The organism is Desulfoluna butyratoxydans, from assembly GCF_900699765.1.
GTDB classification, from domain to species: domain Bacteria; phylum Desulfobacterota; class Desulfobacteria; order Desulfobacterales; family Desulfolunaceae; genus Desulfoluna; species Desulfoluna butyratoxydans.
In genome coordinates, this window is the sequence record NZ_CAADHO010000013.1 from 49,799 (window position 1) to 75,311 (window position 25,513).

Below are 25,513 nucleotides of genomic sequence, written 5' to 3' on the forward strand. Positions count from 1 at the left end.
GAGTGCGGCGCTCCATAAGCGAACGTCGTTTGGAATGCCGCATTCCTGCGAGGTAACTATGCCGATCTATTCAAAGGCGATCACCGTGCCTGTGTGGACCGAACGATACGTATCTCCCAGCCGGGAGATGAGCCCTTTGAGGTGTTCGGGCCCGCCGCTGCAGTGGCAGATCATGATGTGGGGGATGGCTTCTTTCAGGAAGTAGTCGGTGGTTTTGTCGATGCGGGAAGGGTCGGCCTCCACCAGGTGGGTGCCGCCGATGACCGCATGGATGGGCTCGCCAAACTCTTTTTTGACCTTCTCCAGGATGTTCACCACCCCGGGGTGGGAGCAGCCCAGGATCACCACCAGGCCGCGACAGGTTTTCAGCACGAGGATCTGCTCCTCGGAAAAGTCGTCCACCACGCGGCCGTCGCGACGCTCCACCACAAATCGCTGGTTGATCTTCTCAAAGGGACTGGTCCTCTCAAAGCCCGTCACCGAAAACACCCCGGGGAAGACTTCCGTTGCGTCCCCTTCCAGTTCGTGCACGGCAACGTGTGCGCCCTCAAGCTCCTCTTTTGAAAACGCGTTGCCGAGAAAGGCCTCTCCCGTCTCCCTGAATCCGTATTTTTTGTCGAAAAAGCCGGGCCTGACAAAGAGGTTCGTCTTTCTGCCCTTGGCTTGTTCCACAAAGGCATTGTACCCGCCGGAGTGGTCGTAGTGGCCGTGGCTGATGAAGACGGAGTCCACGGCATCGGTGTGGATGTTAAGGCGCTCCGCGTTTTTGAGGAAGAGGCCCGATGCCCCGGTGTCAAAGAGAAACGAGGTGTCTCCTGCCTTGATGTGAAAGGAGAGCCCGTGTTCGGCTTCCAGATTTGGCGTGTCGCCCAGGGTGTTCTCCACGAGGGCAGTGATGGTGACCTTCATGATGGGTGTCCTTATATCCTTTTGCAAATGAGGGACAGTCCGGCATGGGCCGGGTTGTCGATAACTTTTATTTAAAGGTGCAGTATTATGCGAGGTGGGTAAGAAGTCAATGCCCCATGGGGGAAATGTCAGGGGGCGGATTTCAGCACGCCCAGGAGGATATTCCGGAAGTCTGAAAATCGGTAGGGTTTCACGGCAATGGCTTTGATGCCGAACTCTTCGTAGCGGGACATGATGGGATCGCTGGCGTAGCCGCTGGAGATGATGATTTTTGCCTCGGGGTCCATGGCCAGGATCTGCTCCGATGCCTCCCGGCCCCCCATGCCCCCGGGGATGGTCAGGTCCAGGATCACCGCGTCATAGGGCGTTCCCTCTTCGAGCTGGCTGCGGTAGGCGCGGATCGTCTCAGAGCCTTCCACGGTGAAGGTGGGGACGATGCCCATCTTGCCCAGGATGGTCTCCAGGATTTTTCGGATCACCGCCTGGTCATCCAGGATAAGGACGCGGGCCCCTTCTGCGCTGGTGTCGTCCAGGGGCTCCGGCTGTATACCGGGGGCTTTGGCGGGGCGGATGTCGGCTGCGGGGAGGTCCACGGTGAAGACGGTGCCCTTGTCCGGTTCGGTGTCCACGGAGATGGTTCCGCCGTGCTTGGTCACGATGGCATGGGTGGTGGCCAGGCCCAGGCCGCTGCCCGTGGTTTTGGTGGTAAAGTAGGGGTCGAAGATCTTATCCAGATGCTCCGGGGCGATGCCGGTGCCGGTGTCCCTGACGGTGATGCGGACGATGCGGCCTGCTGTTGCCCGGGCGTTTTTTGCCGTCAAGGTGACGACCCCTCCGGTGGCCATGGCCTGGTGGGCATTAATGATGAGGTTGCCGATGATCTGGCTGAGCTGCCCTTTGTCCGCTGCCACGGGCCACAGGTCGTCGTCGATGGCCGTCTCCAGCCGGGTGTTGAGTCCGTGGGTGGCAAAGGTGGCGGCGTCGTTGAGGGTTTTTCCCACATGGATGATTTTTTTCACCGGGGCTTCGTTTTTAGAGAAGGTGAGGAACTGGCCGGTGAGGGCAACGGCCGCTTCCATGGACTCCTCGGCAGAAGAAAGATACGTCAGTGCTTCGTGATCTGCGGGCAGGGCCAGTTTTGCCATGGAGACGTTGCCGTAGAGCCCGGTGAGCAGGTTGTTGAAGTCATGGGCGATGCCGCCGGCAAGGATCCCCAGGGATTCCAGCTTTTTCATCCGCAGGACCTCCTCTTCGGCCCTTGCTTTGTCCGTGATGTCCTTGAAAATATAAACGGCGCCGGTGACAAGCCCCTCTTCGTCGCGGATGGGAGCCATGTTGCAGCAGATCCTGCACGGAGTGCCATTGCGGGATACCAGGACGGCTTCGGTGGTGGTGTCCGTTGGCTCCCGGTCCGTGGGGCTGCTGAAATCGGGAGGGGGCAGGAGGCGGTCCGTGCGGATATCCCTGAGCTGGAAGACCCGGGTCATGGGCTTGCCGCAGGCTTCGGTTACGGACCACCCCATGAGGGCTGCAGCAGCCGGATTGAGGCGGGTGACGGTGCCTTCGATGTTGGTGACCATGACCCCGTCTCCGATGGAGTCCAGGGTGATGCGCAGGTTCTGCCTGCTGTCCCGGAGTCTTTTGGTCTGCCGACCCACCTGCTTCCTCAGGCTCGTGGTCCAGGCCCAGAGCAGGAAAATAATGGACAGCACAATGCCAGCCATGACTTCCAGGCTGATGACCAGGGTGTCGGACAGCCACCTGTCCCCCGGGCTGATCCATCGGTGATAAATGTCCCTGCGGCGGCTTGACGGGATCGTGTCCACGGTTTTTTCAAGGATGCCGAAAAGCTCCGGATTGCTTGGGCCGGTTGCAAGGGACACGCGGTTGAGAAAACGGGTCCGGCCGGCAATGTGCACATTGGTGAGCCCCAGGGCCTCGATGAGGTACGAGGCCTCCATGCTGTTGGCGACCATGGCATCGCAGGTCCCGGACGAGACAGCGTGGAGGCCTTGAATGCTGCTTTTCACTCCGGTGATGGCGATGTGGGGGTAGTGGTGTGCCAGGATGGCGTTGACGGCGTCGTGGGATACCGCGCAGAGGGTTTTTCCTGCAAATTCCGGGATGCCCGTGGCGTGGCTGGTTTTACGTGTGATGATGGCGTAGGGCACTTTGACCACCGGGGCGGTGACGAGAAGGCTTTTCGGCCCTTCCCTGGATCGGCTGGCAGCCAGGATAATAACGTGGGGGTTCTGCTCGGCATGGGCCAGAAGATCCCCCCACCGGGCAAAGGGGCGAATGGGCAGCTGGAGGCCCATGGCTTTTTCTATTTCACGGAGGTAGTCCACGAACAGGCCGTCATAGGCTCCGTGTTCGTCGCGAAAGGTGAAGGGGGGGCGGTCTTCCTGCAGGAGGACCGTAAGGTGCTTCCCATTGGCCGCAAGCCAGTCCTGCTCTTCCTGTGTCAGGGGAAGGGGGGCTTCTGTCCGGCAGGCCGAAAGGCAAAGGAGGCCGATGAAGACCACCTGCAGGCGGCGGAGCCTCCGCCGCCCGGCCGCAGGCAATGGGGTGTGGGCCATGGGTCCTCTGTCCGCTTGGGGTGGGTAGATGTGTAGAGAATACCACAGAATATCCACCGGGTGGAAGGCGGAGGCTCAAGGCGGGTGGATTTTCACCCGCCCGGTCCACCACGGCCCACAGAAGGCCAGTGTCTTCTAACTCCGAGGTTCAAGAAGGGCCTCGTCGGATTTTTTTTCCATGCGCCCCATGGAGCAGAAGATCCCGATGACGCTCAGGACGCTGAAGATGAGAAAGCCGGTGCCCATGGCCTCCACAAAGGCGCCAGCGGTTTGACGGGTCACCGGGGCGTCGCCCATGAAGAGGGTGAGGATGAAGGTGATGACCGTCATGGCGGTGAGCATCCCCACGGTCCGCATGGTGGCGATGAGGCTGGAGGCAATGCCGTAGTCTTTGGGGGCGACGCTGCCCATGACCGTGGTCATGTTGGGGGAAGAGAAGAGGGCAAAGCCGATACCTAAAAGTACGAGGATGCCCAACAGGGCGTGGATGGAGGTCTCCATGCGGATGGTGGCGCACAGGGCCAGGGCCGTGGTGCAGAGTCCCATGCCGAAGGTGGCGATGCGGGCGGGCGGCAGGGTGTCGGCGAGCCTGCCGGAGACCGGGGATAAGATGGCCTGGAGGATGGGCTGGGTGACGAGGATGAGCCCCGCACTCTGGGGGGAGAGTCCCTTGACCTGCTGGAGGTAGAGGCTGAAAAAGAAGGTCACCCCGAAGGAGGCCGCGTAGTTGATCAAGGTGGCGATGTTGCTCATGGCAAAGACCCGGTTTTCCATGAGGAGCCGGACGTTGAGGATGGGGGAGTCGCTTTTTGCCTCCCAGACGAGGAACCCGGCCATGCCCCCAAGGCCAAGGATGAGAAGGCCTGCGTGGAGCGACCCGTCTTTGAGGTGGGTGGCACCGAAGATCATGGCAAAGAGCGACCCCATGTATAGAAGGCTGCCCGTCCAGTCAAAGGGCATGCCCTCTGCCCCTTTCCACTCCCCCTTAAGGCGGGTGAGGGTCAGGGCCAAAGAGGCCAGCTCCAGGGGCAGGGCGGTGAAAAAGATCCATCGCCATCCCATGTGGGTGACCATGAACCCAGCCAGGGTGGGGCCTGCCGAGAGTCCCAGGTAGACTGCCGCCACAACGATCCCCATGGCCTTTCCCCTCTTGGAGGGTGGGATCACCGAAGAGAGGATGGCCACGCTGGTGGCCGTAACCATGGAGGCCCCGGCACCCTGGAGAAAGCGAAAGAGGATGAAGGTCCCGATGGTGGGGGCCATGGCCAGAAAGAGGGTGGCTACGGTAAAGATCACCGAGCCGGAGACAAAGATTTTCTTTCGACCGTGAATGTCCCCCAGGCGCCCTGCAGGGAGCATGATCAGGGACACGGCCAGGATGTACACCATCTCCACCAGGCCGAGCTGAACGGCACCGGCGGAGAATTCGTGGCCGATGGCGGGCAGGGCCACACCCACGGCGGACATCATGAACGGGGTCAGGAATTGGATCACCGACACCACGAAGATGGTGACGGCAGGTGAGATGGTTTGTTCAGGGGCGTGTGTCTGCATGATGCGTTGTTCTATTCCTTTCAGCATCGCCGGATGCGTTGTCTATGGTGTTTTGCGGGGTGGATGCCCCGATGTGTTCCGGTTGTCGCCTGCTCCGTACCGCGCGGAGATTCCGTTTGCCATGATGCGGTCCAGCAGCGTGAGGGCTGCCTGTTTATCAGACTCGGAGAGCCCAGACACCAGGGTGTCGGAAGCGTTGCCCAGCACCTTGTAGAAATCCGTCTCCATCTCACGGGCCTGGGGGGTGATGGCCACAAGCTTCTGGCGGCGGTTTTCGGGGTTGACCTCCCGGGTGACGAGCCCTTTTTTTTCAAGCTGGTCCAGGGCCCGGGCCGTGGCCGCCGGATCAATGCACAGGCCTATGGAAAGTTCATTCTGTGTGACGGGGCGCTTCTGATGGAATAACTCTGCCAGAAAGGGGAACTGGGCTGTGGTGATGCCCAGGGCGGCCATTCCGTCACGGGACAGGGCGGCATGGATCCGTTGGATCATGGCAAAACGGTAACCGAAGGAGGTTTTTCGTGAGTTGGGGTGTGGCATGGCCGCTCCTGTGGGGGTGTTTTTATGGTTGATATGTCAAATGTTGACATGTCAATAATTATCGGGACAGCGTGTTCCTGTCAATGGTATTTTTGTGTGTGAAGGGCATGGGGCGGCCCCATGGGGGGAGGTTATGACGGGCTACTGGTTTTTCTGGGAATACATGGCCAGGTCCGCATGGTTGATGAGGGCCTCGCCGGAGGTACCGTCGTCCGGGTAGAGGCTGATGCCGATGCTGGCGCCCACGGAGATTTCCCTGCCGCAGGAGAGGGCCACCGGGGCCTGGATGATACCTGCCACCTTGGATGCCATGGCGTGGGCGTCGTGTCTGGTGACCATGTCGTGGAAAAGGAGGATGAACTCGTCACCGCCGACCCGTGCGATGATATCCGACTGGCGGAGGTTGTCCTTCAGGCGGCGGGCCAGGGTGGTGAGAACCGCGTCGCCGGCCTCGTGTCCGAACCGGTCGTTGATGGGCTTGAACCGGTCCAGGTCCACATACAGGAGGGAAAATGCTTTTTTCTTTCGGCGGGAGAGGAGGATGAGCTGGGAGAGGTGCTCTTCCAGCAGGCGACGGTTGGACAGACCGGTGAGGGGATCCTCAAGGGCAATGAGGTGGATGCGCCGGTACGAGCAGAGCAGGGCATGGACCAGGCCGGAGATGGTGAGGGCGAGCAGCAGACCCGACCAGCGGATAACAGTCAGCACCGAGGCGTTTTCCACCCAGCCGGTGGCGGGGACAGCGGCAAGGAGCCAGGTGCCCGAGGGCAGCTTGACAGGGAGCACCGCCGCATGGGGATCGTCGAAGAGTTGAGGCTCTCCGTAAAACACATCGCCGGACACGCCCAGGCCGTCTTTTCCCTTGATGGCGTACTGCACCGTGGGGTCCGGCTCCAGCAGGCCGCTGAAGCGGTAAAGGGAGGTTTCATTGATGGCGACGCTGGCTATGCCCCAGTAGGCATTGACCCTGGGGTAGATGGGGATGCGGCTGACAAAGGCCCTGCCCCCTTGAACCAGGGAGACCGGGCCTGCGATGAGAGGTTGCCTGTGCGTCATGGCCCGTTCCACGGTTGCCCATTGGTCCGGATAATCGGCGTAATGGAGGCCCAGGGCCTTTTCGTTTCCCTCGGCAGGGAAGATGTGGGTGATGACATTGTCCTTGGCCAGGGCAATGCTTTTGATGTGGGGCGCCTGGGACATGATGCTTTTGGCCACGTTTTCAAAGGCGTGGGCCGGAAAATCGGGCTGGGAGCGGATCACCGCCGCCAGGCCGAGGCAGAGGTTCAGGGTGGTGCTGAGCTCCACCTCCAGCCGGGTGCGGATTGCCCCGGCGTGCTCGTAGACCTTGCGGTACTGCACATCCCGGAGGTGCTGCCGTTCGCGTTTGACCACGTAGTGGCTTGTGCCCATAAGAAGGGCAAAGAGAAGAAGGGGGAGGGTCGGGATCGCCCAGGAACCGGTGATGCGATAGTTCATGCCTTACTCCGGGAGCCGAAAAACGTAAACGGCTCCTGATTCAGCATCTGTCCCATGGCGGACAGGGGTGGAGAAAGGGGCCAAACGGGTTGTGGGCCGGCGGAAAAGCCAAAGCTCTCTGTCGCGGCAGTTTCTGGGATTCAGAAGTTTTTGGACCGGGGTGTGCGGTTGGGGAGAACTCCAGTCAGTAAACGTATCACCGTTTACTATGAATAAAACCGAATCATGTCAACAGGAAAGTGGGATGCGGGCAGGGGCAACGCATTTAAAAACTCAGTTGCCTCCGGCGGGTCGCTTTTTGAAAAAAGCTCCGCAAAAACGTTCCGGTAATAAAACAAAGAGGAGGGGCTATACCGTGTAGGGACGCATCCTCATAAAACAAAACCTGTTTATCAAACTTTTCAAAAGTTTGGCCCCGGACAGGGCCGCCGGAGGCAAAATCCAAATGCGTTAGCCCTGGGGATGCGGGGGAGAAAATGGGCCGGGCGTTTTGGTTTAGGGCTATGCCCTAAAATAATAAGACATAACGATACGCCGCTTCAAATTCGTTATGTATCGAAGCAACGATCAAAAAAACCTGCTGAGGACTGATGGGATGATCCCGTCATGTGGCTTTATTCTATGCATTGCCCTTACAGACGCCAGCCCCAGTAGGCCAGAAATGTGGGAAAGTCCCGCATGTCCGACCGGTCCCGTGCCCAGGGCTTGAGGCTGGTGTAAAAAAGAGTGCCGTCGGCTTTGGATACCCCCAGTTTTTTGTCTTCGCCCACCCGCCAGTCAAAGGCCCACCAGCTCATCAGCAGTCGCTCCCTGGGCTTTTGGCTTCCCTTGACATAGCCTGTGCGGGGGCCGGTGGATTCATACAATGAGGTGGTCCCTCCCGTGGGCAGGGGCAGGGCTTCCAGGGAGGAGAGCGGGGCTGTCTCGGTACTGATGCGCCGGTAATGTATCAGGGCATGTTGGGGTTCCAGCCACAGGTCTTTCACCCGGTGGGTACCGTCCCGGAGGAGAACCATGAGGCGCTTTGATTCCGGTTTTTCTCCCAGGCGGATGAGGGCGGGGAGGTTTTCGGAGTGAACCGTCTGTCGGTCCTGGGGCCAGCCTGAGGGATACGCGCTCTGCGGCAAAAGGTTGGTGGGCACGAAGGCCAGGTAGCAGCCGCAGGTGTGCACCGTGGTGTAGAGGACGGGCTTCATCTCCCGGTTGAGGGTTACCACCACCAAGAGCCCGACGTTTTTTCCCTTTCCCAGGTAATAGGGCAGGAGCCCGCCGGGGACCTCCTGAAAGTGGACGCGGTAGACAAGGTTAGTCCAGCTCCCGCTGCCTGTGTCGAACCGTCGGGTTTCGGTGTAGACGGTTGCCCGCCAAGGGTCCACCCGGATCTCTTCCGTGCCGTCGCCTCCGAGCCCGGCCGTGGGGGTGCCCACGAGGTTGTAAAACTGTTCGGGTTCTTCGACGACAAAGGCCGGTGCGTACCGGCTGAGAATCGTGTTGTCCTCGGGGGGCAGGAAGGCCACAACATCATGGGGCGCCGGGGGCGCGGAGCGGGTGGCGCACCCGCCGAAACCGAGCAGCAGAAGAAGACAAAGAGCCCAGGCCCGCAGACTTCGATGATTTCGGTTGATCATGTCCAGGGTCCTCAATGAAGATGGGTGGGGGACTCCGCCTGCTCGGAGCTGAAACAGGGCAGGGTGATGGGGGCGGTGAACAGTGAAAAGGGGGAGTCCGGCGTGTTCCTTTGAACGTACACGATGGGTTCAGGAATTGACAGGCCAAAATGTGGCCTGTGCCACACGGGCATCCCCCCCCCGGGGGGACCATCCGGCAGTCTCCTGCCGGGGCCTTCTGACCCGGATATGTTAGTCACTGTTTTCTGGCCGATGTCTCTATCCGAGAGGCTTTTGCACGGCAAAAAGCAGGGCCCATGTGTCGTTGTCCAGGGATGTTCGGGGCGCTGTGAGGCCGCATTCCCCGGTGGCGGATTCCAGTTCGTCGGAGCCAAGGACGTGGGCGGGGTACCCGGACAGGCTTGCGTGGAGGTTCATCAGGGCGTTGATGAGGTTTGGCCTGCCCTCGGTGGGGGCCATGTGGTTAAGGACAAGCCATCCACCCGGCTTCAGGGGCTGGGCCAGACGCCTGATCACCTCAATGAGCCGTCCGCTCCAGGCGTAGAGGATGTGGGACGCAAAAACAATGTCGTAGGCCCCTTCCGGCGCGTCGGTGTTCAGGTTCAGGTCCTGCACCGTCATGCGCTCGCTGTAACCGTACTTTTTGTGAAGCTCGGCGGCCGGTCCCGTGACATGGGGAAGGTCGCAGACCGTGGCTGTCAATCCGGGGTTGGCGTCCAAAAGGGCCATGCTGTAAAAACCGTGGTTTCCTCCCACATCGCACAGGGTGGAGAACCCGTCGAAGCCGGGCAGGTCACTGATGAAGGCAAGGGCTTTTTGGACGGGGCCCCTCAGGGAGGCTCGCCCCATGCCCTCCAGGGCCTCGGGCTTTGCCCATAGGCTTTCCGTCTTTTTTTGCTCAGCTTCCGAGGTTTTCATGCGGGCCGGGATGTCGGCCAGGGCGGTCTCGTAGAGTCCGGTAAGCATGGTGATAAAGGGAGCCTGGCAGGCGTCCGATGCGCGGACAAGGTACCGCTGAGCAGAAGGGGTGTTCTGGTAGCTTTTCCCGTCGGTTTCCACGAGTGCCAGGGCCACAAGGGTCTCCAGCAGGGCCTTGGTCTGGACGGGGCCCGCGTCCAGGGCCATGGTGAGCTCTTCGACGGTGGCGGGGCCTTTGGCGAGCTGGTCAAAGAGACCGATCTCCAGGGCTCCCAGGAGGATTCGGTGGCCGTACCCGGCGGCAACAATGTGATGGATGGGGCGGAATGGGGCGGTGATGTCCGGGAGGTGCATGGTGTCTCCTTTCTTCCGTAATCCTTATATAACCATGGTTGTGAACGGTGGAACGCTTTTTCATTGCCGGCTCTGTAGCGGGGTGCATCCGTCAGGCCTGGAGGGGGGAGGATGGGTGGCTCTGACGTGGTTGTTGTGTATCATTTTTTGTTGGTGTTTTTAAACTAGTAATATGCATTCCGGATGGTGGTGTCAGGCAGAAAACGGCCGTTTGTCAATATATTGTTCCTGTATTTTAAGATGTTCTGCCCCGGGCGTGGGGGGCGGCTTCGGGCGTGTGTTTGTTGGTTTTGGTGGTTTTATATTGTTTCGGTAAGGCAAAAAATACTTGACACTTCATACTTGGCGTGGGTAAGGAAGGAATTCGAGATGACGGGGAGAAAAACAAGGCACACCGCGGGGGCTGTCCCTGATCGCCCCAGACGAACCAACGCACTGAATCGCAAGGAATGGACGGATGATACCTGAAGGGCACAGCCAGATACTCAAGACCATTGAAACGTTGTACGAAGACCTTTTTCTCCATGACGGCCACGGCCGCATGGAACTTGAGATGCGGTTTTTGAAAAAGGGGCAGAAGGAGATTCTGGTCCGCTGCGGAAAGGACTACCGGTTTGTGGTGGATTTTGCTGCCCCGAAGAGGAACGGTGCTCCTGGTTCGGATATTTCATGAGAAAACGACTCATCAGTAACTATTCAGCTATGCCTCCGGCGGGTCGCTTTTTTAAAAAAAAGCTCCGAAAAAACTTTTCTAACGCGGGTGCGAAAATGTCGAAATTGTTTCGGCGTAGCCTGGAAGGCTTACTTAAGACCTGTTTGTCAAACTTTTTAAAAGTTTGGCCCCCGGCAGGGCCGCCGGAGGCAATTTTGAGCTGAATAGTTACATTCATCAGAACAATCTGGTGAAGTCCTGCCTGCAGGGTGATTCTCACGTTGGTGCGGTAACATGAACATGACATCACCCGGTTGCCCATGGAGTCCTGTGTACGGAGAGTGTATGTCCCTTAAAAAGATAACCTCGTTGACCCTGCTGTTCTCCTTTGTCGTGCTGACGGTGTCGTCCATTGTGCTGTATGTCATGCCCCACGGCCGGGTGGCGTTCTGGGCGGACTGGCATTACTGGGGGCTTGCCAAGGCGGGCTGGGATAACATCCACATCAACAGCGGCATTTTGTTTTTGGCTGCGGCCTGTCTGCACGTGGTGTTGAACTGGTCCCTGGTCCTTGCCTATGTCCGCAAAAAAGCCAGGGGGGCAAGACGGCCAATGTCCGGAGAGTGCGCCGGGGCCCTTGGCATTACCCTTGCCGTGGTGGTGGGGACGATCCTGATGCTCCCTCCCTTTACCCTGACCCTGGAGCTGAGCGACACCCTGAAGGATCATGGCGAACAAAAATACGGCACGCCTCCTTACGGCCATGCCGAGCTGTCGTCCGTTGAGGTGCTTTCCCGGAGAATGGGGCTGGACCCGATGATCAGCGTTCGGAATCTTACGGATAGCGGAATGACAGTGACCGACGGAAAGCAGAGTCTCCTTGAGGTGGCAAAGGCAAATCACACCACCCCCAGGGAAATCTACGACGTGATGCGCCGGGACCAGCGCGAGGTGAAGAAAAGGGGGATGAAGCGCCAAGGTGCCGCGGCACACGGGTCGTGACGGTTTTGAACCTGACCACGTTGTAATGCTTCGGTTGCCTTATATGGTTAAGCTGGCAGGAAAAGCATGCCTCCGGCGGGTCGCTTTATGAAAAAAAACTCCGAAAAAGCTATCGGCAGCAGGCCTCGTCATTCGTAAAACCTGTTTGTTAAACCTTTGGCCGCCGGAGTTATTCCGGTTAAAGTCAAACGAATCCCAAAAGTTCTTCATTGTGTTTTTAGAAGAATGAAATGGGCCTCTCCTGCAAAGACGGTTACCAGATGCCACACATCACGCGAATGCCCCGATAACGCAGGTAGAATGACGGCCTCCATGCATTCGCCTCAGGGTTTCAAGGTGCCCCCACCTTGCAGCCGGAGGCCGTGCGGTTATATCAACACAGGGCAAGTGGTGACAACGTATCCTGTAACGTCGAAGCTTGCGATCCAGTCCGCATAAACCATCAGCGTTCATGTCGGGCGCAGCCCGAGCCGAAGGCCATTGCGCTTTGCCCTGAGGAACGAAGGGCAAAGCGCAATGGCAATAAGCTTTCGAGGTGGCTCACCTCGCCGCCGGAGGCTGTTTGTGGGCTGAAGAGTTACACCACCCTTTTCTTTATGCATTGTCGGCCCTGCCATCCCTGATGGCGTATTCGGGTCAGGGGGGCACAGCGTTTCCGCCGTTTGATGGCCCTTGACCAGCAAGATGCGGCGTCGATACGCGGTGTTGTTGGTGCATAAAAAGTACGGCATGCCTAAAAAATGCATTGACATCGGTTTGTCTGGTGCATACCCTACGGGGGTAGGGTACATAACACATGAGGAGGCATCGATGATCAACGAAGAGGTGAAAAAAGACGCCCTGCTCCGGCTGAAAAAAGTCGAAGGGCAGGTGCGCGGCATCGCCAGGATGGTGGAGGGTGAAAAATATTGTATAGACATCATCAATCAGGTCACTGCCGCTGAAAAAGCCCTGAACATGGTGGCTCGTATCGTCATGAAGCGCCACGTGGAGAGCTGCGTGAAAGAGGCTATTTTAAAGGGCGAAGGCCAGGAGAAGATCAACGAGTTGATTGATACGGTCTACCGGTATTCCAAGAAATGAACGGAGGATTCCATGGTCTGTGTTGAGAAGATACCTGTCTACGGCATGTCCTGCCACAGGTGTGTGGCAGCGGTTACCGAGGCCTTAGAAGAGACAGAGGGTGTTGAGCGTGCCGATGTTTCCCTTGACGGGGCGTCAGCCACGGTGACCTTTGACGACACCCGGGCCGACCTTGAAGGGCTTCAGCGAGTCATCACGGGCAAGGGCTTCAGCCTTGTTGCCCCGGATCCGGGCCTTTCGGTCCCCGGGCCGGGAGGGGGGCTCTCCCCCATGGCCGAGGTCCCCCAGGTGATCACCACGCATTTTGATGTGACGGGAATGAGCTGCGCCAACTGTGCCGCAGGGCTGGAGAAGGCCTTTGCCGGGTACCCCGGGGTGCATCGGGCGTCGGTGAATTTTGCCGTGGAGCGTCTGGCCGTGGAGCATGAGGCCACGGTGAGCCCTGAGGAAATTCAGGAGAAGGTTGCGTCAGCCGGGTTTGAGGCCCGTGTCCACGATGAGACGCCCACAGGGGAAACCACCTTCAGGATTGAGGGGATGTCGTGTGCCAACTGTGCTGCAGCCGTTGAAAAGGCCCTGAAGAAGGCCCCGGGGGTCACCGGGGTTTCGGTGAATTTTTCCATGGAAAAGGGGTTCGTGACCTTTGATAAAACGCAGATCGATGAAGAGGGGGTGCTCGGGGTCGTCGAGGCCGCGGGGTACCGGGGAATTCCCGAATCCGTTGAGGCCGAGGCTTCTCCCCTGGCGGCCAAAGAGAGGTTCCGTTTTTTCTTTGCCCTGGCCCTGACCGTGCCCCTGGTGGTGTTGATGTACACGATGCCCTTCGGGCACGTGACCACCAACTACGTGATGTTCGCCCTGGCCACCCTGGTCTTTTTTGTGTCGGGGCGCACCTTCTTTGAAGGGGCGTGGCACTCCCTGAAAAACCGGTCCACCAACATGGATGTCCTGGTCACTCTGGGGGTTTCCGCCGCCTATTTTTACAGCGTGTTTTCCCTCTTTTTCCTGGATCCGGCCGCCCACACCTTTTTTGACAGCGCCGCCATGATCATCACCTTTATCCTCATCGGGAAAACCATCGAAGCCCGGGCCAAGGGAAAGACGGGCCAGGCCCTGGAAAAGCTCGCCTCCCTGCAGGCGGACAAAGCGCGGGTTGTGGAAGGGGAGACGGAGAAGACGGTGAGCGCCGCCATGGTCAAGGTGGGAGACATCATCCGCGTGCTTCCGGGGGAGGTGATCCCCGTGGACGGTGAGATCATCGAGGGCCAGACGAGCATCGACGAGTCCATGATCACAGGTGAACCCATCCCTGCGGAAAAGGGCAGGGGCGAGAAGGTGACCGGTGCCACCATCAACCTCACCGGGGTCATGACCTTTCGGGCGGAGCATGTGGGCAGCGCCACCATGCTCTCCAGGATCGTCCGGATGGTGGAAGACGCCCAGGCCGACAAGGCCCCCATCCAGCGCCTGGCCGACACGGTCTCCAACTATTTTGTTCCCATGGTGGTGATGGCCGCCGTGGTGACCTTTACCGTCTGGTACGGGCTGGTGGATACGGCCCTTCCCCCGGGGACCACGCGTTTTCTCTTCTCCTTTCAGCTCATGATCGCGGTGCTTGTGGTGGCCTGTCCCTGCGCCCTGGGCCTGGCAACACCCACAGCCATCATGGTGGGCAGCGGGGTGGGCCTGAGCCGGGGGATCCTCTTTAAACGGGCCTCGGTTCTGGAGTCCATCTCAAAGCTCGATGTGATCCTTTTTGACAAGACCGGCACCATCACCCGGGGCATGCCCGAGGTCTCCGGGGTCTACCCTGTGGGGGGCGCTTCCCAGGAAATGCTTCTGACCGTGGCCGCCAGCGTGGAGGCCAACTCGTCCCATCCCCTGGCCCAGGCCATCGTTGCGCGGGCCAAGGCTGAGGGGCTGGAACTCCGCAAGACCGATCAGGCCACGGAAGTCAGCGGCAAAGGGCTCTCGGCCGAGCTGGACGGCAAGCCCGCCGGTGTGGGCAGGGCCCTGTTTGTGGACGCAGACCTCAAAGGAAACCCCGAGGCCGAGGCTCTGGGGCGAAAGCTCTCCGATGCCGGGGAGACCACCGTCTACGTCTGGCACGGCACCGAGGTCATGGGCGTCATCGCCCTTTCCGATCAGGTGAAGGACGACTCCGCCGAGGCCATAAAGCGGCTCCGGGCCCTGGGCGTGAAGACCGCCATGATTTCCGGGGACAATGAGCGCGCGGCCCGCAGCGTGGCCGAGCAGGTGGGGATTACCGAGGTGGAGGCTGAGGTGCTTCCGGATGAAAAAAGCCGGATCGTGAAAAAGTGGCAGGAAAAAGGCTTCAAGGTGGGCATGGCAGGGGACGGCATCAACGATGCCCCGGCCCTGGCCCAGGCCGATATCGGCATAGCTGTAGGCTCGGGAACCGACATCGCCAGGGAGACCGGGGACGTCATTCTGGTCAACAACAGCCTGCTGGACGTGGAAGGGGCCATTCGTCTGGGACGAAAGACCCTTGCCACCATCAAGCAGAATTTTTTCTGGGCGTTTTTCTACAACGTGCTCATGATCCCCGTTGCCGCAGGTATCCTCTATGCTCCCTTCAACCTGACCCTGAAGCCGGAGATGGCCTGCATCGCCATGTGGTTCTCATCCATTACCGTGGTACTCAACTCCCTCTTCCTGAAGCGCATGGCGTCGTCCCTGGGCGACGGCGCCGGGGAGCGGGCTGCACAACCGTGAGTCGCGGGCTCCCCGGCTCAGTGTGAAGGGAAGGTGTCACGCTCTACTGGTCGAACTTGAACGACACCTTCAGGCGGGTGCGATACGCCACAATGCGGTTGTCTTCGAGTCGCATGTCCATGTTCACGACCTCGGCCACGCGGATATCCCGCAGGGTCTTGTCCACGGTCTGAATGGCGACTTTGGCCGCATCTTCCCAGGATGTTTCCGACAAGCCGACAACTTCGATGATTTTGTACGTGCTTGAATCCATGGTGTTCTCCTTTTTGGGTGGGACGGGGTGGGGATCGGAGGTGCTGACACGCGAACCAGTGGGGGTGCGGTGGGCCGGAGGAAGGGATGGAACATCGGTCAATGGCCGCTGTCAGGGCGGGGTCGTAAAAAGCGGCGCTGCTCTCTGGCCCGGAGCTGTAGGAAAATACGTGATTTTTTAAGATGATACCAGATCGCCGAACCCGTCGCAATGGGGGACTCGGGTCGAATCAGGTCAACGCTTTTCAATCTTGCCTCCGGCGACCCTGCCGGAGGCTGCTTATGTCCGGGTACACGGGGTTGGCGCGGCCCACGGAAGGAGCGGGGTCAGGCCGGTTCGGTCGCATCTTCGGGGACATCGGCGTTGGCGGGCAGGGTCACCTTGAGGACCAGGTAGCCCACGGCACCGGAGGCCAGGGAGCCCAGGATGATGCCTAAACGCTCGTCAAACAGGAGGTTGACCGCGGTCTGCTCAAAGGCCAGGGAGCCGATGAACAGGCTCATGGTAAACCCCACACCGCAGAGGGCCGCTGCTCCGTAGAGGGCCCCCCAGGACACCCCCTTGGGCAGGTCCGTGAGCTTCAGGGCCACGGCAGCCCAGCAGCAGCTGAAGATTCCCACCTGCTTTCCGACGAAGAGCCCCAGGGCGATGCCCAGGGGCACGGGGTGGAAGATCTGCTCCATGCCCATGCCTGCCAGGTTGAGTCCGGCGTTGGCAAAGGCAAAGACCGGCAACACCACAAAGGCCACCACCGCATGCAGGTCGTGTTCCAGGCTCTTGAGGGGCGAGGTCCCTGGCTCTTCCCTGGAGGTCATGGGAATGAACATGGCCAGCAAGACCCCCGCCAGGGTGGCGTGCACCCCCGATTTCAGCATGGCCACCCACATGACGACCCCCACCGCGATATAGAGGCTCTTGGCCTCAACATGCCTCCAGTTGAGAAGGGCCAGGACCGGGATGCAGAATCCCACCACAGCAAGGGCCACCGGTGAGATGTTTTCCGTATAGAAGACGGCGATGATGACGATGGCCCCGATGTCGTCGAAGATGGCCAGGGAGGTTAAAAACACCTTGATGCTGATGGGAACACGCGATCCCAAAAGGGAGAGCACCCCCAGGGCAAAGGCGATGTCCGTGGCCGCCGGAATGGCCCACCCTTTCATGGCCGCGGAATCGTTCATGTTGAAATAGACGTAGATCAGCGCAGGGACGGCCATGCCGCCGATGGCTCCCACCCCGGGCAGGATGATATTGCGCTTGTCCGCCAGCTCGCCTTCCAGAAGCTCCCGCTTCAACTCCAGTCCCACAAGGAAAAAGAAGATCGCCATGAGCCCGTCGTTTATCCACAGCAAAAGGGGCTTGGCAATGTGGATGGCCCCCACCCGGATCTCCACCGGGGTGTCGATGAAAAGGGCGTAATACGTCCGCAACGGGGTGTTGGCCAGCACCACCGCCAGGGTGGCGGCCAGCATCAGGACAATGCCGCCGGCGGATTCCATTTTGAAAAACTTTGCGAGAAACGATTCCTGGGGCTTCATCATGGCGATCTCCGTATCTGGTGTGATGTCGGTTGTGCCGGCGGCCAGGGGGCCCTGGTCATCCGGGCGCTCATGCTTCAAACCTTCGGTTTTATCGGGTGACTGTTCAGCTTTTAAAAAGTTTAACAAACAGGTTTTAAAAAATCTTTTTGAGTGAATTTTTACTTTAGAGGCGGATGTGATTTGACCCGAGGAACGAGGGGCAAAACACATCTGCTATCTGCTTTCAAGGTGGCTCACCTTGCCGTCGGAGGCAAACGGGTGCTGAATGGTGACCTTTCTTGTTTTATCTTCTGTTTGTCTGCCACCGCGTAAAACTCCACCCCGTGGCCTGAAGGTGATTCCGGGGTGCACGGTGACGCTTCCCAGCCCGTGTCGGCCAGAAAGGCTCCGAGCCGTTCCGGTGGCAGGCTCCAGAGCCAGGGTTCTCCGGCCAGGGCCATGGTCCAGAGCAGGAGCCCGGAGAGCCACCCCACATCCGGCCTGCCCCCTGCACCGGTGCCGATGTAGGTAAAGACCATGCGGCTTTCGGGGCCCGTGATGTCATGGCATTGTGTAAACAGGGCCTTTACCGCCTTTTCGGGCAGGTACATGAGCAGGCCTTCGGCCAGGATCGCCGTCTGCGCGTTTGGGGCCCACGACGGCTCGGTCTCCATGACCTTGGTCAGCGGGGTGCGGGCCAGGTCCTCTGCCATGAGGTGCAGGTTACCCGGCCTTCCCATGGCCTTGATGCCTTTTTGCTTGAGGCGGGACGTGGCCGGATGGTCGATCTCGAAAAAGCGGACGCCGGGGAACTCGGGGGCCAGGCGCCACGCCAGGGTGTCGTACCCCGCCCCGAGGACGAGAACCTGGGTGCTCCCTTTTTGGAGGGCGTCCCGTAGCTGCTGCTCGCAGAACACCTTTCGGCGCCCGATTCCTTCAAATTCCCCGGGCATGAGCGGGTCAAACAGGTGATAGAGGCTTACCACCTGCCAGGAGCGGGACCACCGGACCAGGGCCGGGCCTGCGGCCCCGGAGGCTACGAGGAGGCGGGCCGTGGCATGGGCCATGCCTGCGGGCAGAGTGTCGGCTGCCCCCGGTGTGGCGCCCAGGCTCACGATGTTCAACGCGATTTTGCGGGCTGTCCTGCTTGGCTGATCGGTTCGCACGTGGTGTTCTCCTCCGAAAGGCCCGTGAGCATGTTGGTGAGCCGTTCGGCATGGCTGGCCGAGGTGTCGTCGAAGCGCAGGATGTGGGTGTAGCGATGCAGCTGCCAGCGCAGGGCAATGACCTGGACCGCGTTGGTGGGGGCCTCCTCCAAAAGTCGGGTGATGAAGTGTTCGGGGGACGGCCTCGGATCCCCGGGGCGAAGCGGTCCTGCCACCAGGGCCAGAAAGTGGAGCTCGGCCAGGTTGGAGCAGGCCCAGAGCCTCTGGGATGGATCGGGGTGGTGAAGGTCAAAGCGGGCCGAAGCGTCCAGAAAGGACCACAGGGGAGTCTCCAGCTCCATTTTCTTTGTCTTGTAATACCTGAGGAACATGGAGAGGCTCAGCACCTGGGTGCCGGGCCAGTGGGCGTGGGCGTTGATGGCCGCTGCGCGTCGGTAAAAAGTTAAAGCCCGCTCCAGGCTCAGGAGGGCGTCGTCGGGCAGGCGGGGGGCTTCGGGGGATTTGTTTTCGTTGTGCTGAAGGTAAAGGGCCTGGGCCTGTCGTTTTTCCGCTGACCCGAGGATGCAGAGCTTGGCGATGCGGTTATCCTGGGCCGCGAGGAAGGGCGCGTCGGGCTTTGGATCGCAGTCGGGCATCACCGAGATGGCGTGGCGGATGTCGTCGATGACCTCGGTGAAGTCACCGTCAACGCCTTTGATCCCCCGCTCGGTGAGGTTGTGGGCGCGGTTCATGGACGCGGTGAGGGCCCTGTGGGCCTGGATGGTCCTGAACTCCCCGAGCTGGGACTCCATGTCGTCGGGCAGGGACGCGTAGGCGATGAGGCTGCCCCAGTCATGGGTGGTGCGGTCCTGCCGCCGGAGCTGCTGACGCAATTCGTAAAGGCAGACGCGCGGGTCCTTGCCCCAGAGGAGGCCCCCGTAGAGGGTTCGGACCATGGTGACGGAGCCGGTTTTGGTCAAGGGGTATTGGGAGCCGATGACCAGGGGCACCCCGGCGTTGTGCACGGCATGGACCAGGCTGGAGCCGGGGAGAACCACCGAGCCCTGCTGGCCGCTGTCGCAGCTGGCGACGGTCACCACCAGGGGGGAGGAAAATCCTTCGCCCCGGGCCTTGACCCGCAGGGCCGCGGAGAGTCTCTTTCCATCCACCACGTCCATGCCCGAGGGGTTGGTATCGTCGCACAGGGCAAGGCCGTAGCGGACTTCCGACGCGTCCGGGTGCGGCACCCCGTGGGCGAGGATGTGCACATGGGTGTAAGATCCTTCGGCGCAGGCTTCCTGGATCTGGGCCAGGGTGGCCGACGGCATGATGGTGAGAAAGGGGGAGAGTCGCTCCGTGGGTGATTCGTGGGCCGAGGCCCTTGGCAGCCACGGCCCCACCGCCTCCCGAAGGGCGAGGAGGTGAGCCTTGAAGGGGATGGTTCCCACCCCCGGGGGGGCTGCGGCGGCAAAGAGGATCCGGGGCCTTGTGGCCCAGGGCTGGACCCGTCCGTCAGCCCCCCGGATCTCCCGGGTCATCACCACCGGCACCTCCTGCTGAAGGGCCAGGGGCGAGCCTTCACCGGGAAAGCCACGGGCTGCATCGGCCATCTCAAAGGGGAGCAGGGCCAGCTCCGATGCGGAGAAGACAAGGCGCAGCTGGACGAATGCTTCGTCTCCGTCCAGGGAGAGGTCGGCGATGAGGCCGGGGACCTTTTCCATGATCTGTCCCATGGCCACCGAGATCTCCCGGATTTGGGCTCTTCGCGTGGGGGTGTCCTTCTCCCCGTAGCGCAGGGCCCTGAGCAGGGTGAGTACATCCTGCTGCTCGTAGGGCAGGGTAACGGTGACGGGCTCGTGGCGACCGCTGAGGCCCATGTAGCGCGTCAACGGAGAGATAAGCTGGTTGTGGGGCGGGCCATGGCGCAACAACTCCAGTTTCACCGATCGAATGTGTGGCATGGGGGCTCCTGTGTGAGATCCATGGGTAACGTGGGAAAAAAGCCGGACCAAAGACATTCCGGCCGGTCAGCAGGCAAGGCGTCCGTCGGGCACCGGGCAGAGGCTGTAGGCGCCGTCTGCACCTTCCACGGTGGCAAGGGCTCCTGAGACCTCTCCGCCGTCCTCTTTTTCGATGGAGACCACGGAGCGGATGTGGCGGATCAGGGGCCTTCCGTTGACCGTGGCATTGTCCAGGCTTTCCATGTCGCCCTGTTCAAGGACAGCCCACACTTTCTTGAAGGGCTCCTTTTCCAGCAGGTCCGGGGTGAGCTGCATGAGACGGATCCAGGAACCGGAGTTAAAGTAGGCGGGGCCTGTGCCCGAGTTGATGGCTTTGTGCAGGTGGGTGTGGCCGGCCACCACCACATCCACCTCCGGGCCCACAAGTTCCCGGACACTCCGGCAGGTGTCGTCTTCGGTCTTGGGGTTGAAGGTTGGGTCGTCCTTGAGCCAGCCCTGGAGGGCTTCGCGCATGTTCTCTTCCGGGGAGCGGCCCCGTATCTTGTCCCACACAGCGCCCCAGGCCCCCAAGAAGTCGGCCTGCTCCGGGGACGAGGCCAGGGCGGCTGGCGAGGTGCCCCTTGCCAGGTGGGCGTCCATTTCGTGAAGGAGGCTGTCCATGTCCGTTGTGCCAGCTACCGGGGCGTTGACCAGGCTCGGGTAGCTGGAGGCCATGACCCGCTGGAAGGCGGTGTCCTCGGAGACCTCCTGGCCGGGGAGTTCCCCCTGAAGCCCCAGGAAGCTGTCCGGGTCGCGGTGCTTGTCCCTCATAAAGTCTGCGGCGACACCAAAGAGGCTCTTGAGCCGCGACCAGGTGACGGCATGGTCGTCCATGGCCATGAGCAGGGCGGGGATGGTCTCTGTTTCAGGCTTGAGCAGGTCGACCCACCGGTACTTTTTCTTGAGCCCGTTCATGACGTCGATGACCATCTTGGTGCCAGCGTTGGGAGTCCACGGGGTCAGGGGGGTGCGGCGTTTTTGTTCGGCCCGGATGCGGTTCAGGGCCCTGTAGTCCACAGGGTTCCAGGCATCGGTTTCGTTGCCGTGGATGCACAGCACGTTTTTCTCCCCCACCCGGCAGGCAAAGCCGGTGCCATCCATGGCAAAGGTGAGGCGGCCCCGTGCCGCATCGGATCCTCCGCAGAGTCTTTCGGCCAGAAGGGCCCTGACGTCAGGAAGGGCCAGTTCCACGTCGTGGTTGCCCAGGACGATGACCAGATTGCGGTTTTCAGACCGGGTGTAGGTGGAAAGGGCCTGGAAGACCTCCGTAAATTCGGGGTCGTTCATGATGCGGGTGAGGTCTTTGGCTGCATGGGTGGGGCGGAAATAGCATGCTTTTTCATTGGACGGTGCGGGTTCGGCGAGAAAATCCACGATGTCGCCGTTGAGGACAAGGGCTGTTTTTCGGTGGCTGGGCTCGGCGGCCAGGTGGTTGATGAGCCAGGCCAGGGCGTCTTGCTGGTTGAAGATCTGGAAACCGGGGGAGCCCCCCAAATGGATGTCGGAGATAACATGAACGGCATCGTACTGAGGAAAGGGCATGGTACACCTCGTTCAGGGGTTAATAAGCCGATATTGTATCGTATTTCGCAGATAATACAAGGGGCGACAACGGGCGCGACATCCCGCGTGACAACCGGGGGAACGGTGTCATGAGTGACAGCGTTGTTCGGCGTCGCCCCTGTGGCCTGTGGAAATTCTGAGCGCCGAAATAGACATAATATAAGAGGTATGCCCGGGAAACGCCGATTGTCATTTGTTTTTCTCTTTAACTCTTTGGGGGGAACAACCGAAAAACACAGTGTAGGGGGATCTCATTCCGGAGAAGGCCATGGGGCCTTTGCGGCAACGGCGGAACCAGGCAGGCAAGATGACCGAAAAGATTCGACTCAGCGACATTTCAAAAGTATTCAAGCTCTCCGGGCGCAAGCGCAAGGCGGCCCTGGGTGGGGTGCGCCTCTCGGTCTCCGAAGGGGACTTCGTGGTGGTCCTCGGCAGGTCTGGGTGCGGCAAATCCACTCTGCTCAACATCGTGGCCGGCATGGTGCCCCCCACGTCCGGGGAGGTGGCCGTGGACGGTGCTGCGGTGGAGCATCCCGATCCCTCGCGCATCCTCCTGACCCAGCAGCCCATGCTACTGCCCTGGCTCACCGTGCTGGAGAATGTGGCCTTCGGTTGCAAGCTCAGGGGGGAGACCGACCACCTCCTTTCAAGGGCCAGGCGCTGGCTGGAGAGGGTGCACATGGCAGGCCACGAGAGCTATCTTCCCGGAGAACTCTCCCTGGGCATGCAGCAGCGTGTCTGCCTGGCGCGGGCCCTCATGGGCCACCCCGATCTTTTGTTGATGGACGAGCCCTTCGGGGCCCTGGACACCTTTACCCGCTCCCGGCTCCATGAAGAGATGGTGCGCATCCGCCAGGAAACCGACATCACCGTGGTGTTCGTGACCCACGATCTGGACGAAGCCCTGGCCCTGGGGAGCCGCGTGGTGCTCCTGGGCGGCGAGCCCGGTCACATCATGGAAGAGTATGCTTTGGACAGGGCGTATCCCAGGGACCCGGCCGATCCGGTCCTTCGGGAAATGAAGGGCGCCATCATGGAACGATTTCAGGAGGAGGGCCTGTGAGCCGTATCGTGACCCGCAGGGAGTTTATGAAACAGGCCGGGCTGGCCGCCGCAGGCAGCGCCCTGGGCGTGGCCGGGATGCCTGCCCTGGCACGGGCCGCAGGCGAACCCGAGCTTCGGGTGGGCTACCTGCCCATCACCGACTCGGCACCGCTCCTCATCGCCCATGCCCTGGGGTATTTTCAGGAAGAGGGGCTGCGCCTTAAAAAACCGGTGCGTGTGCGAAGCTGGTCCACCCTCATGGAGTCCTTTCTCTCCGGCAAGTTCAACCTGACCCACATGCTGCTCCCAATGCCGGTGTGGATGCGGTTCAAACACCGGGTGCCGGTGAAGGTCCTGGCCTGGAACCACACCAACGGCAGCGCCATCACCGTGCGCGGGGATTCGGACATCCAATCCTTTGCCGACCTGGGCGGTCACCAGATTGCCGTGCCCTACTGGTACTCCACCCACAACGTGATCCTCCAGATGGGTCTGAGGAAATTCGGGCTCAAGCCGGTGATTCAGCGCCAGAGCGCGGCCCTTGCCCCGGACGAGGTGAACCTTTTTGTGCTCTCTCCTCCGGAGATGCCCGCCGCCCTTGCCGGACGGAAAATTGACGGCTATATTGTGGCCGATCCCATCAACGCCATCAGCGAGGTGAAGACCGGGGCCCGCATCATGCGGTTTACCGGGGATATCTGGAAGAACCACCCATGTTGCGTGGTGGTGATGAATGAAGGGCTGGTGGCACGCCAGCCGGTGTTTTCCCAGAAGGTGATGAACGCCATTGTCCGTGCTCAGCTCTGGATCACGGAGCACCGCAGGGATGCCGCCCGCATCCTGAGCCGCCAGGGAGGGAACTACCTTCCCGTGGACGAAGAGATTCTGTTAAAGGCCTTTACCGGGTACGATCCCGCAGTTTACGGCGAGATGGGAGGCACCGGTGCCATCCATCATCCCGAGTGGCAGCTGGAGCGCATCGGCTTCCAGCCCTGGCCCTATCCGTCGGCGACCCGGCTGCTCGTGGGCGAGCTGGGGCGAACCGTTGTGGAAGGGGACGCCGCTTTTCTCCGCTCCCTGGATCCTGAAGTGGCTGCGGCCGAACTTGTGGACGACCGCTATGTCACCCGGGCCATCGAAGCCGTGGGCGGGCCGGAAAAATTTTCGTACGGCCGCCTGGACGATCCCTTCCACCGGGAGGAGATCATCTCCGTGTAACCGGATCAATCCGCGCCAGGGCTCCTTTGTGTCCTGGCGCCTGTACCGGCCCTTTGGCCCCACCTTGCGTTGCCGAGAACCCAAACCCTATGAACGTGATTGAGAGATATTTGAAAAAGCAGTCAGTATACGCAAGGCAACCCTATGCGGAAAAAATGATGAACAGCGGCCTCTTCATGGGCCTTGCAGGGTTTCTTTTTTTTATCGCCCTCTGGGCGGCAGGGGGGACCCTTCTCTTCAGCCGCACGGACCTGGCTCAGTTCCAGGGCTTCCTGCCCGGCCCTACCTTGAAGGGGCTGGTGCGCCTGGTGGGCAGCGCCCACTTCTGGGCCTCTGCCGGGGCAAGCCTTTCCCGGGTCTGCCTGGGGATTCTCATCGCCTTTGTGGTGGGGTTTCCCGTGGGGCTGCTCCTGGGGTTCTACCGGACCGTCAGGGTCCTCACCTACCCGCCCATGCAGTTCCTCCGCATGGTCAGCCCCCTCTCCTGGATGCCCATCGCCCTTCTCATCTTCTCCAGCTTTGAGACCGCCATCTGTTTTATCATCACCATGGCCACGGTGTGGCCCATTATCCTCAACACCTCCCTGGGCGTGGTGCGGGTCAACCCCGGCTGGATCATGATGGCCAGAAACCAGGGGGCCTCCGACCGGCAGCTCCTCACCCGCATCATCATCCCCGCCTCGGTTCCCTACATCCTCACCAGCCTCCGTCTGGCCCTGGGCGTGGCCTGGATCGTTCTTGTTCCCGCCGAATTTTTGGGGGTCTCAAGCGGCCTCGGTTACATCATCAACGATGCCCGGGATACCATGGAGTACGACCTGCTCATGGCCACGGTCCTTGCCATCGGTGTCTTGGGCTTTTGTCTGGACGGGGCCATTCAGATGCTTCGGCAGTATTTGAATTGGGGGAGTGAAAGGTAAGGCGGAAAAGCGGGAAAAGCAGGGGATAGGGAATAGGGAATAGGAAAAACAGGGGATAGGTAATAGGAAATAGGGAAAGGCCATCGGTCACGGGGCGGGACGCTTCTGTGGGGATGGTCTTTTTTTGTCTGATGGGCATTGCGGTGGGCCGTAGTGAAAACGGTGCGGGAGTCGGGCATGATTGGGGGGCGTGTGAACCGGAAATCGTTTTTATGCCATGGCGGCGAAAAGCCGATGTCTCCTGTGGTGCCCCGTGCGCATCACCAATTGCCCCAAAAAAGCTGGTAGCTGGTTGTTTAAGGTCGCTCGTGATGGTGTGGGCTGCTGCAAAAGCCGTTGGCCTCACGTTACGTTTTGCGGTGCGGGGGCCGCACCCTACGCTTCGCGGGTCGGGTATGATTGGGGGGCGTGTGAACCGG

At 60.5% G+C, this 25,513-nt stretch carries 19 protein-coding genes; 7 read left to right on the forward strand and 12 right to left on the reverse strand.

Features of this window, described 5'->3' with window-relative positions:
• Positions 1-66: 66 nt before the first annotated feature.
• The 7 genes from MSL71_RS23890 to MSL71_RS23920 form a co-directional block, all read right to left on the reverse strand.
• Complete coding sequence (locus MSL71_RS23890) at positions 67-909, reverse strand: MBL fold metallo-hydrolase (protein ID WP_180146171.1); 843 nt, start codon at positions 907-909, stop codon at positions 67-69.
• A gap of 128 nt (positions 910-1,037) precedes the next feature.
• The gene (locus MSL71_RS23895) at positions 1,038-3,488 is read right to left on the reverse strand and encodes an ATP-binding protein (RefSeq protein ID WP_180146174.1); all 2,451 of its coding nucleotides are present in this window, start codon (positions 3,486-3,488) and stop codon (positions 1,038-1,040) included.
• Positions 3,489-3,623: 135 nt separating this feature from the next.
• Positions 3,624-5,042, reverse strand: a complete 1,419-nt coding sequence (locus MSL71_RS23900; protein ID WP_180146177.1) for an MFS transporter — start codon at positions 5,040-5,042, stop codon at positions 3,624-3,626.
• Positions 5,043-5,084: 42 nt separating this feature from the next.
• Positions 5,085-5,582, reverse strand: a complete 498-nt coding sequence (locus tag MSL71_RS23905) for a MarR family winged helix-turn-helix transcriptional regulator (protein ID WP_180146180.1) — start codon at positions 5,580-5,582, stop codon at positions 5,085-5,087.
• 141 nt (positions 5,583-5,723) lie between these two features.
• A complete protein-coding gene (locus MSL71_RS23910; protein WP_180146183.1) occupies positions 5,724-7,058 on the reverse strand; it encodes a diguanylate cyclase domain-containing protein in 1,335 nt (444 codons plus the stop codon).
• 632 nt (positions 7,059-7,690) lie between these two features.
• A complete protein-coding gene (locus MSL71_RS23915) occupies positions 7,691-8,686 on the reverse strand; it encodes a hypothetical protein (RefSeq protein WP_180146186.1) in 996 nt (331 codons plus the stop codon).
• Between the two features lie 258 nt (positions 8,687-8,944).
• A complete protein-coding gene (locus tag MSL71_RS23920) occupies positions 8,945-9,958 on the reverse strand; it encodes a methyltransferase (protein ID WP_180146189.1) in 1,014 nt (337 codons plus the stop codon).
• Positions 9,959-10,415: 457 nt separating this feature from the next.
• Here MSL71_RS23920 and MSL71_RS23925 point away from each other — a divergent pair, with 457 nt between their 5' ends.
• From MSL71_RS23925 to MSL71_RS23940, 4 genes are all read left to right on the forward strand, one after another.
• Positions 10,416-10,631, forward strand: coding sequence for a hypothetical protein (locus tag MSL71_RS23925; protein WP_180146192.1), 216 nt, complete (start codon positions 10,416-10,418; stop codon positions 10,629-10,631).
• Between the two features lie 324 nt (positions 10,632-10,955).
• Positions 10,956-11,612 (forward strand): DUF4405 domain-containing protein, encoded by a 657-nt coding sequence (locus MSL71_RS23930; RefSeq protein WP_180146195.1) that lies wholly within the window; start codon positions 10,956-10,958, stop codon positions 11,610-11,612.
• An 810-nt stretch (positions 11,613-12,422) separates the two neighbouring features.
• Positions 12,423-12,695 carry a metal-sensitive transcriptional regulator gene (locus tag MSL71_RS23935; protein WP_180146198.1) on the forward strand — a complete coding sequence of 91 codons (273 nt, stop codon included), beginning with the start codon at positions 12,423-12,425 and terminating at the stop codon, positions 12,693-12,695.
• A gap of 12 nt (positions 12,696-12,707) precedes the next feature.
• Positions 12,708-15,431, forward strand: a complete 2,724-nt coding sequence (locus MSL71_RS23940) for a heavy metal translocating P-type ATPase (protein WP_180146201.1) — start codon at positions 12,708-12,710, stop codon at positions 15,429-15,431.
• Between the two features lie 43 nt (positions 15,432-15,474).
• Here the strand turns inward: MSL71_RS23940 and MSL71_RS23945 are convergent, their stop codons facing one another.
• From MSL71_RS23945 to MSL71_RS23965, 5 genes are all read right to left on the reverse strand, one after another.
• On the reverse strand, positions 15,475-15,684 hold the full coding sequence (locus MSL71_RS23945) for a dodecin family protein (protein WP_180146204.1): 210 nt from the start codon (positions 15,682-15,684) through the stop codon (positions 15,475-15,477).
• A 326-nt stretch (positions 15,685-16,010) separates the two neighbouring features.
• Positions 16,011-17,225, reverse strand: coding sequence for a Na+/H+ antiporter NhaA (gene nhaA / locus MSL71_RS23950; protein WP_180146208.1), 1,215 nt, complete (start codon positions 17,223-17,225; stop codon positions 16,011-16,013).
• Positions 17,226-17,458: 233 nt separating this feature from the next.
• On the reverse strand, positions 17,459-18,370 hold the full coding sequence (locus MSL71_RS23955; protein ID WP_180146211.1) for a class I SAM-dependent methyltransferase: 912 nt from the start codon (positions 18,368-18,370) through the stop codon (positions 17,459-17,461).
• Positions 18,325-20,310 carry a CHAT domain-containing protein gene (locus MSL71_RS23960; protein WP_180146214.1) on the reverse strand — a complete coding sequence of 662 codons (1,986 nt, stop codon included), beginning with the start codon at positions 20,308-20,310 and terminating at the stop codon, positions 18,325-18,327. The genes MSL71_RS23955 and MSL71_RS23960 overlap by 46 nt, the downstream gene beginning before the upstream one ends.
• Before the next feature lie 66 nt (positions 20,311-20,376).
• Positions 20,377-21,891 carry a metallophosphoesterase gene (locus MSL71_RS23965; RefSeq protein ID WP_180146218.1) on the reverse strand — a complete coding sequence of 505 codons (1,515 nt, stop codon included), beginning with the start codon at positions 21,889-21,891 and terminating at the stop codon, positions 20,377-20,379.
• A gap of 328 nt (positions 21,892-22,219) precedes the next feature.
• Here MSL71_RS23965 and MSL71_RS23970 point away from each other — a divergent pair, with 328 nt between their 5' ends.
• The 3 genes from MSL71_RS23970 to MSL71_RS23980 all read left to right on the forward strand — a co-directional run bounded on the left by MSL71_RS23970 (position 22,220) and on the right by MSL71_RS23980 (position 25,094).
• Positions 22,220-22,975 (forward strand): ABC transporter ATP-binding protein, encoded by a 756-nt coding sequence (locus tag MSL71_RS23970; protein ID WP_180146222.1) that lies wholly within the window; start codon positions 22,220-22,222, stop codon positions 22,973-22,975.
• Positions 22,972-24,174 carry an ABC transporter substrate-binding protein gene (locus tag MSL71_RS23975; protein WP_246317904.1) on the forward strand — a complete coding sequence of 401 codons (1,203 nt, stop codon included), beginning with the start codon at positions 22,972-22,974 and terminating at the stop codon, positions 24,172-24,174. The genes MSL71_RS23970 and MSL71_RS23975 overlap by 4 nt, the downstream gene beginning before the upstream one ends.
• Positions 24,175-24,284: 110 nt before the next feature.
• Positions 24,285-25,094 carry an ABC transporter permease gene (locus MSL71_RS23980; RefSeq protein ID WP_246317906.1) on the forward strand — a complete coding sequence of 270 codons (810 nt, stop codon included), beginning with the start codon at positions 24,285-24,287 and terminating at the stop codon, positions 25,092-25,094.
• The last annotated feature ends 419 nt before the right edge of the window (positions 25,095-25,513 follow it).

Excerpts from the sequence above, each read along its gene's own strand:
- MSL71_RS23945 (WP_180146204.1), bottom strand. The coding sequence starts at position 15,684 with ATGGATTCAAGCACGTACAAAATCATCGAAGTTGTCGGCTTGTCGGAA.
- MSL71_RS23895 (WP_180146174.1), bottom strand. The coding sequence starts at position 3,488 with ATGGCCCACACCCCATTGCCTGCGGCCGGGCGGCGGAGGCTCCGCCGC.
- MSL71_RS23940 (WP_180146201.1), top strand. The coding sequence starts at position 12,708 with ATGGTCTGTGTTGAGAAGATACCTGTCTACGGCATGTCCTGCCACAGG.
- MSL71_RS23960 (WP_180146214.1), bottom strand. The coding sequence starts at position 20,310 with ATGCCACACATTCGATCGGTGAAACTGGAGTTGTTGCGCCATGGCCCG.
- MSL71_RS23970 (WP_180146222.1), top strand. The coding sequence starts at position 22,220 with ATGACCGAAAAGATTCGACTCAGCGACATTTCAAAAGTATTCAAGCTC.
- MSL71_RS23900 (WP_180146177.1), bottom strand. The coding sequence starts at position 5,042 with ATGCAGACACACGCCCCTGAACAAACCATCTCACCTGCCGTCACCATC.
- MSL71_RS23905 (WP_180146180.1), bottom strand. The coding sequence starts at position 5,582 with ATGCCACACCCCAACTCACGAAAAACCTCCTTCGGTTACCGTTTTGCC.
- MSL71_RS23925 (WP_180146192.1), top strand. The coding sequence starts at position 10,416 with ATGATACCTGAAGGGCACAGCCAGATACTCAAGACCATTGAAACGTTG.
- MSL71_RS23965 (WP_180146218.1), bottom strand. The coding sequence starts at position 21,891 with ATGCCCTTTCCTCAGTACGATGCCGTTCATGTTATCTCCGACATCCAT.
- nhaA (WP_180146208.1), bottom strand. The coding sequence starts at position 17,225 with ATGATGAAGCCCCAGGAATCGTTTCTCGCAAAGTTTTTCAAAATGGAA.
- MSL71_RS23890 (WP_180146171.1), bottom strand. The coding sequence starts at position 909 with ATGAAGGTCACCATCACTGCCCTCGTGGAGAACACCCTGGGCGACACG.
- MSL71_RS23920 (WP_180146189.1), bottom strand. The coding sequence starts at position 9,958 with ATGCACCTCCCGGACATCACCGCCCCATTCCGCCCCATCCATCACATT.
- MSL71_RS23910 (WP_180146183.1), bottom strand. The coding sequence starts at position 7,058 with ATGAACTATCGCATCACCGGTTCCTGGGCGATCCCGACCCTCCCCCTT.
- MSL71_RS23935 (WP_180146198.1), top strand. The coding sequence starts at position 12,423 with ATGATCAACGAAGAGGTGAAAAAAGACGCCCTGCTCCGGCTGAAAAAA.
- MSL71_RS23930 (WP_180146195.1), top strand. The coding sequence starts at position 10,956 with ATGTCCCTTAAAAAGATAACCTCGTTGACCCTGCTGTTCTCCTTTGTC.
- MSL71_RS23915 (WP_180146186.1), bottom strand. The coding sequence starts at position 8,686 with ATGATCAACCGAAATCATCGAAGTCTGCGGGCCTGGGCTCTTTGTCTT.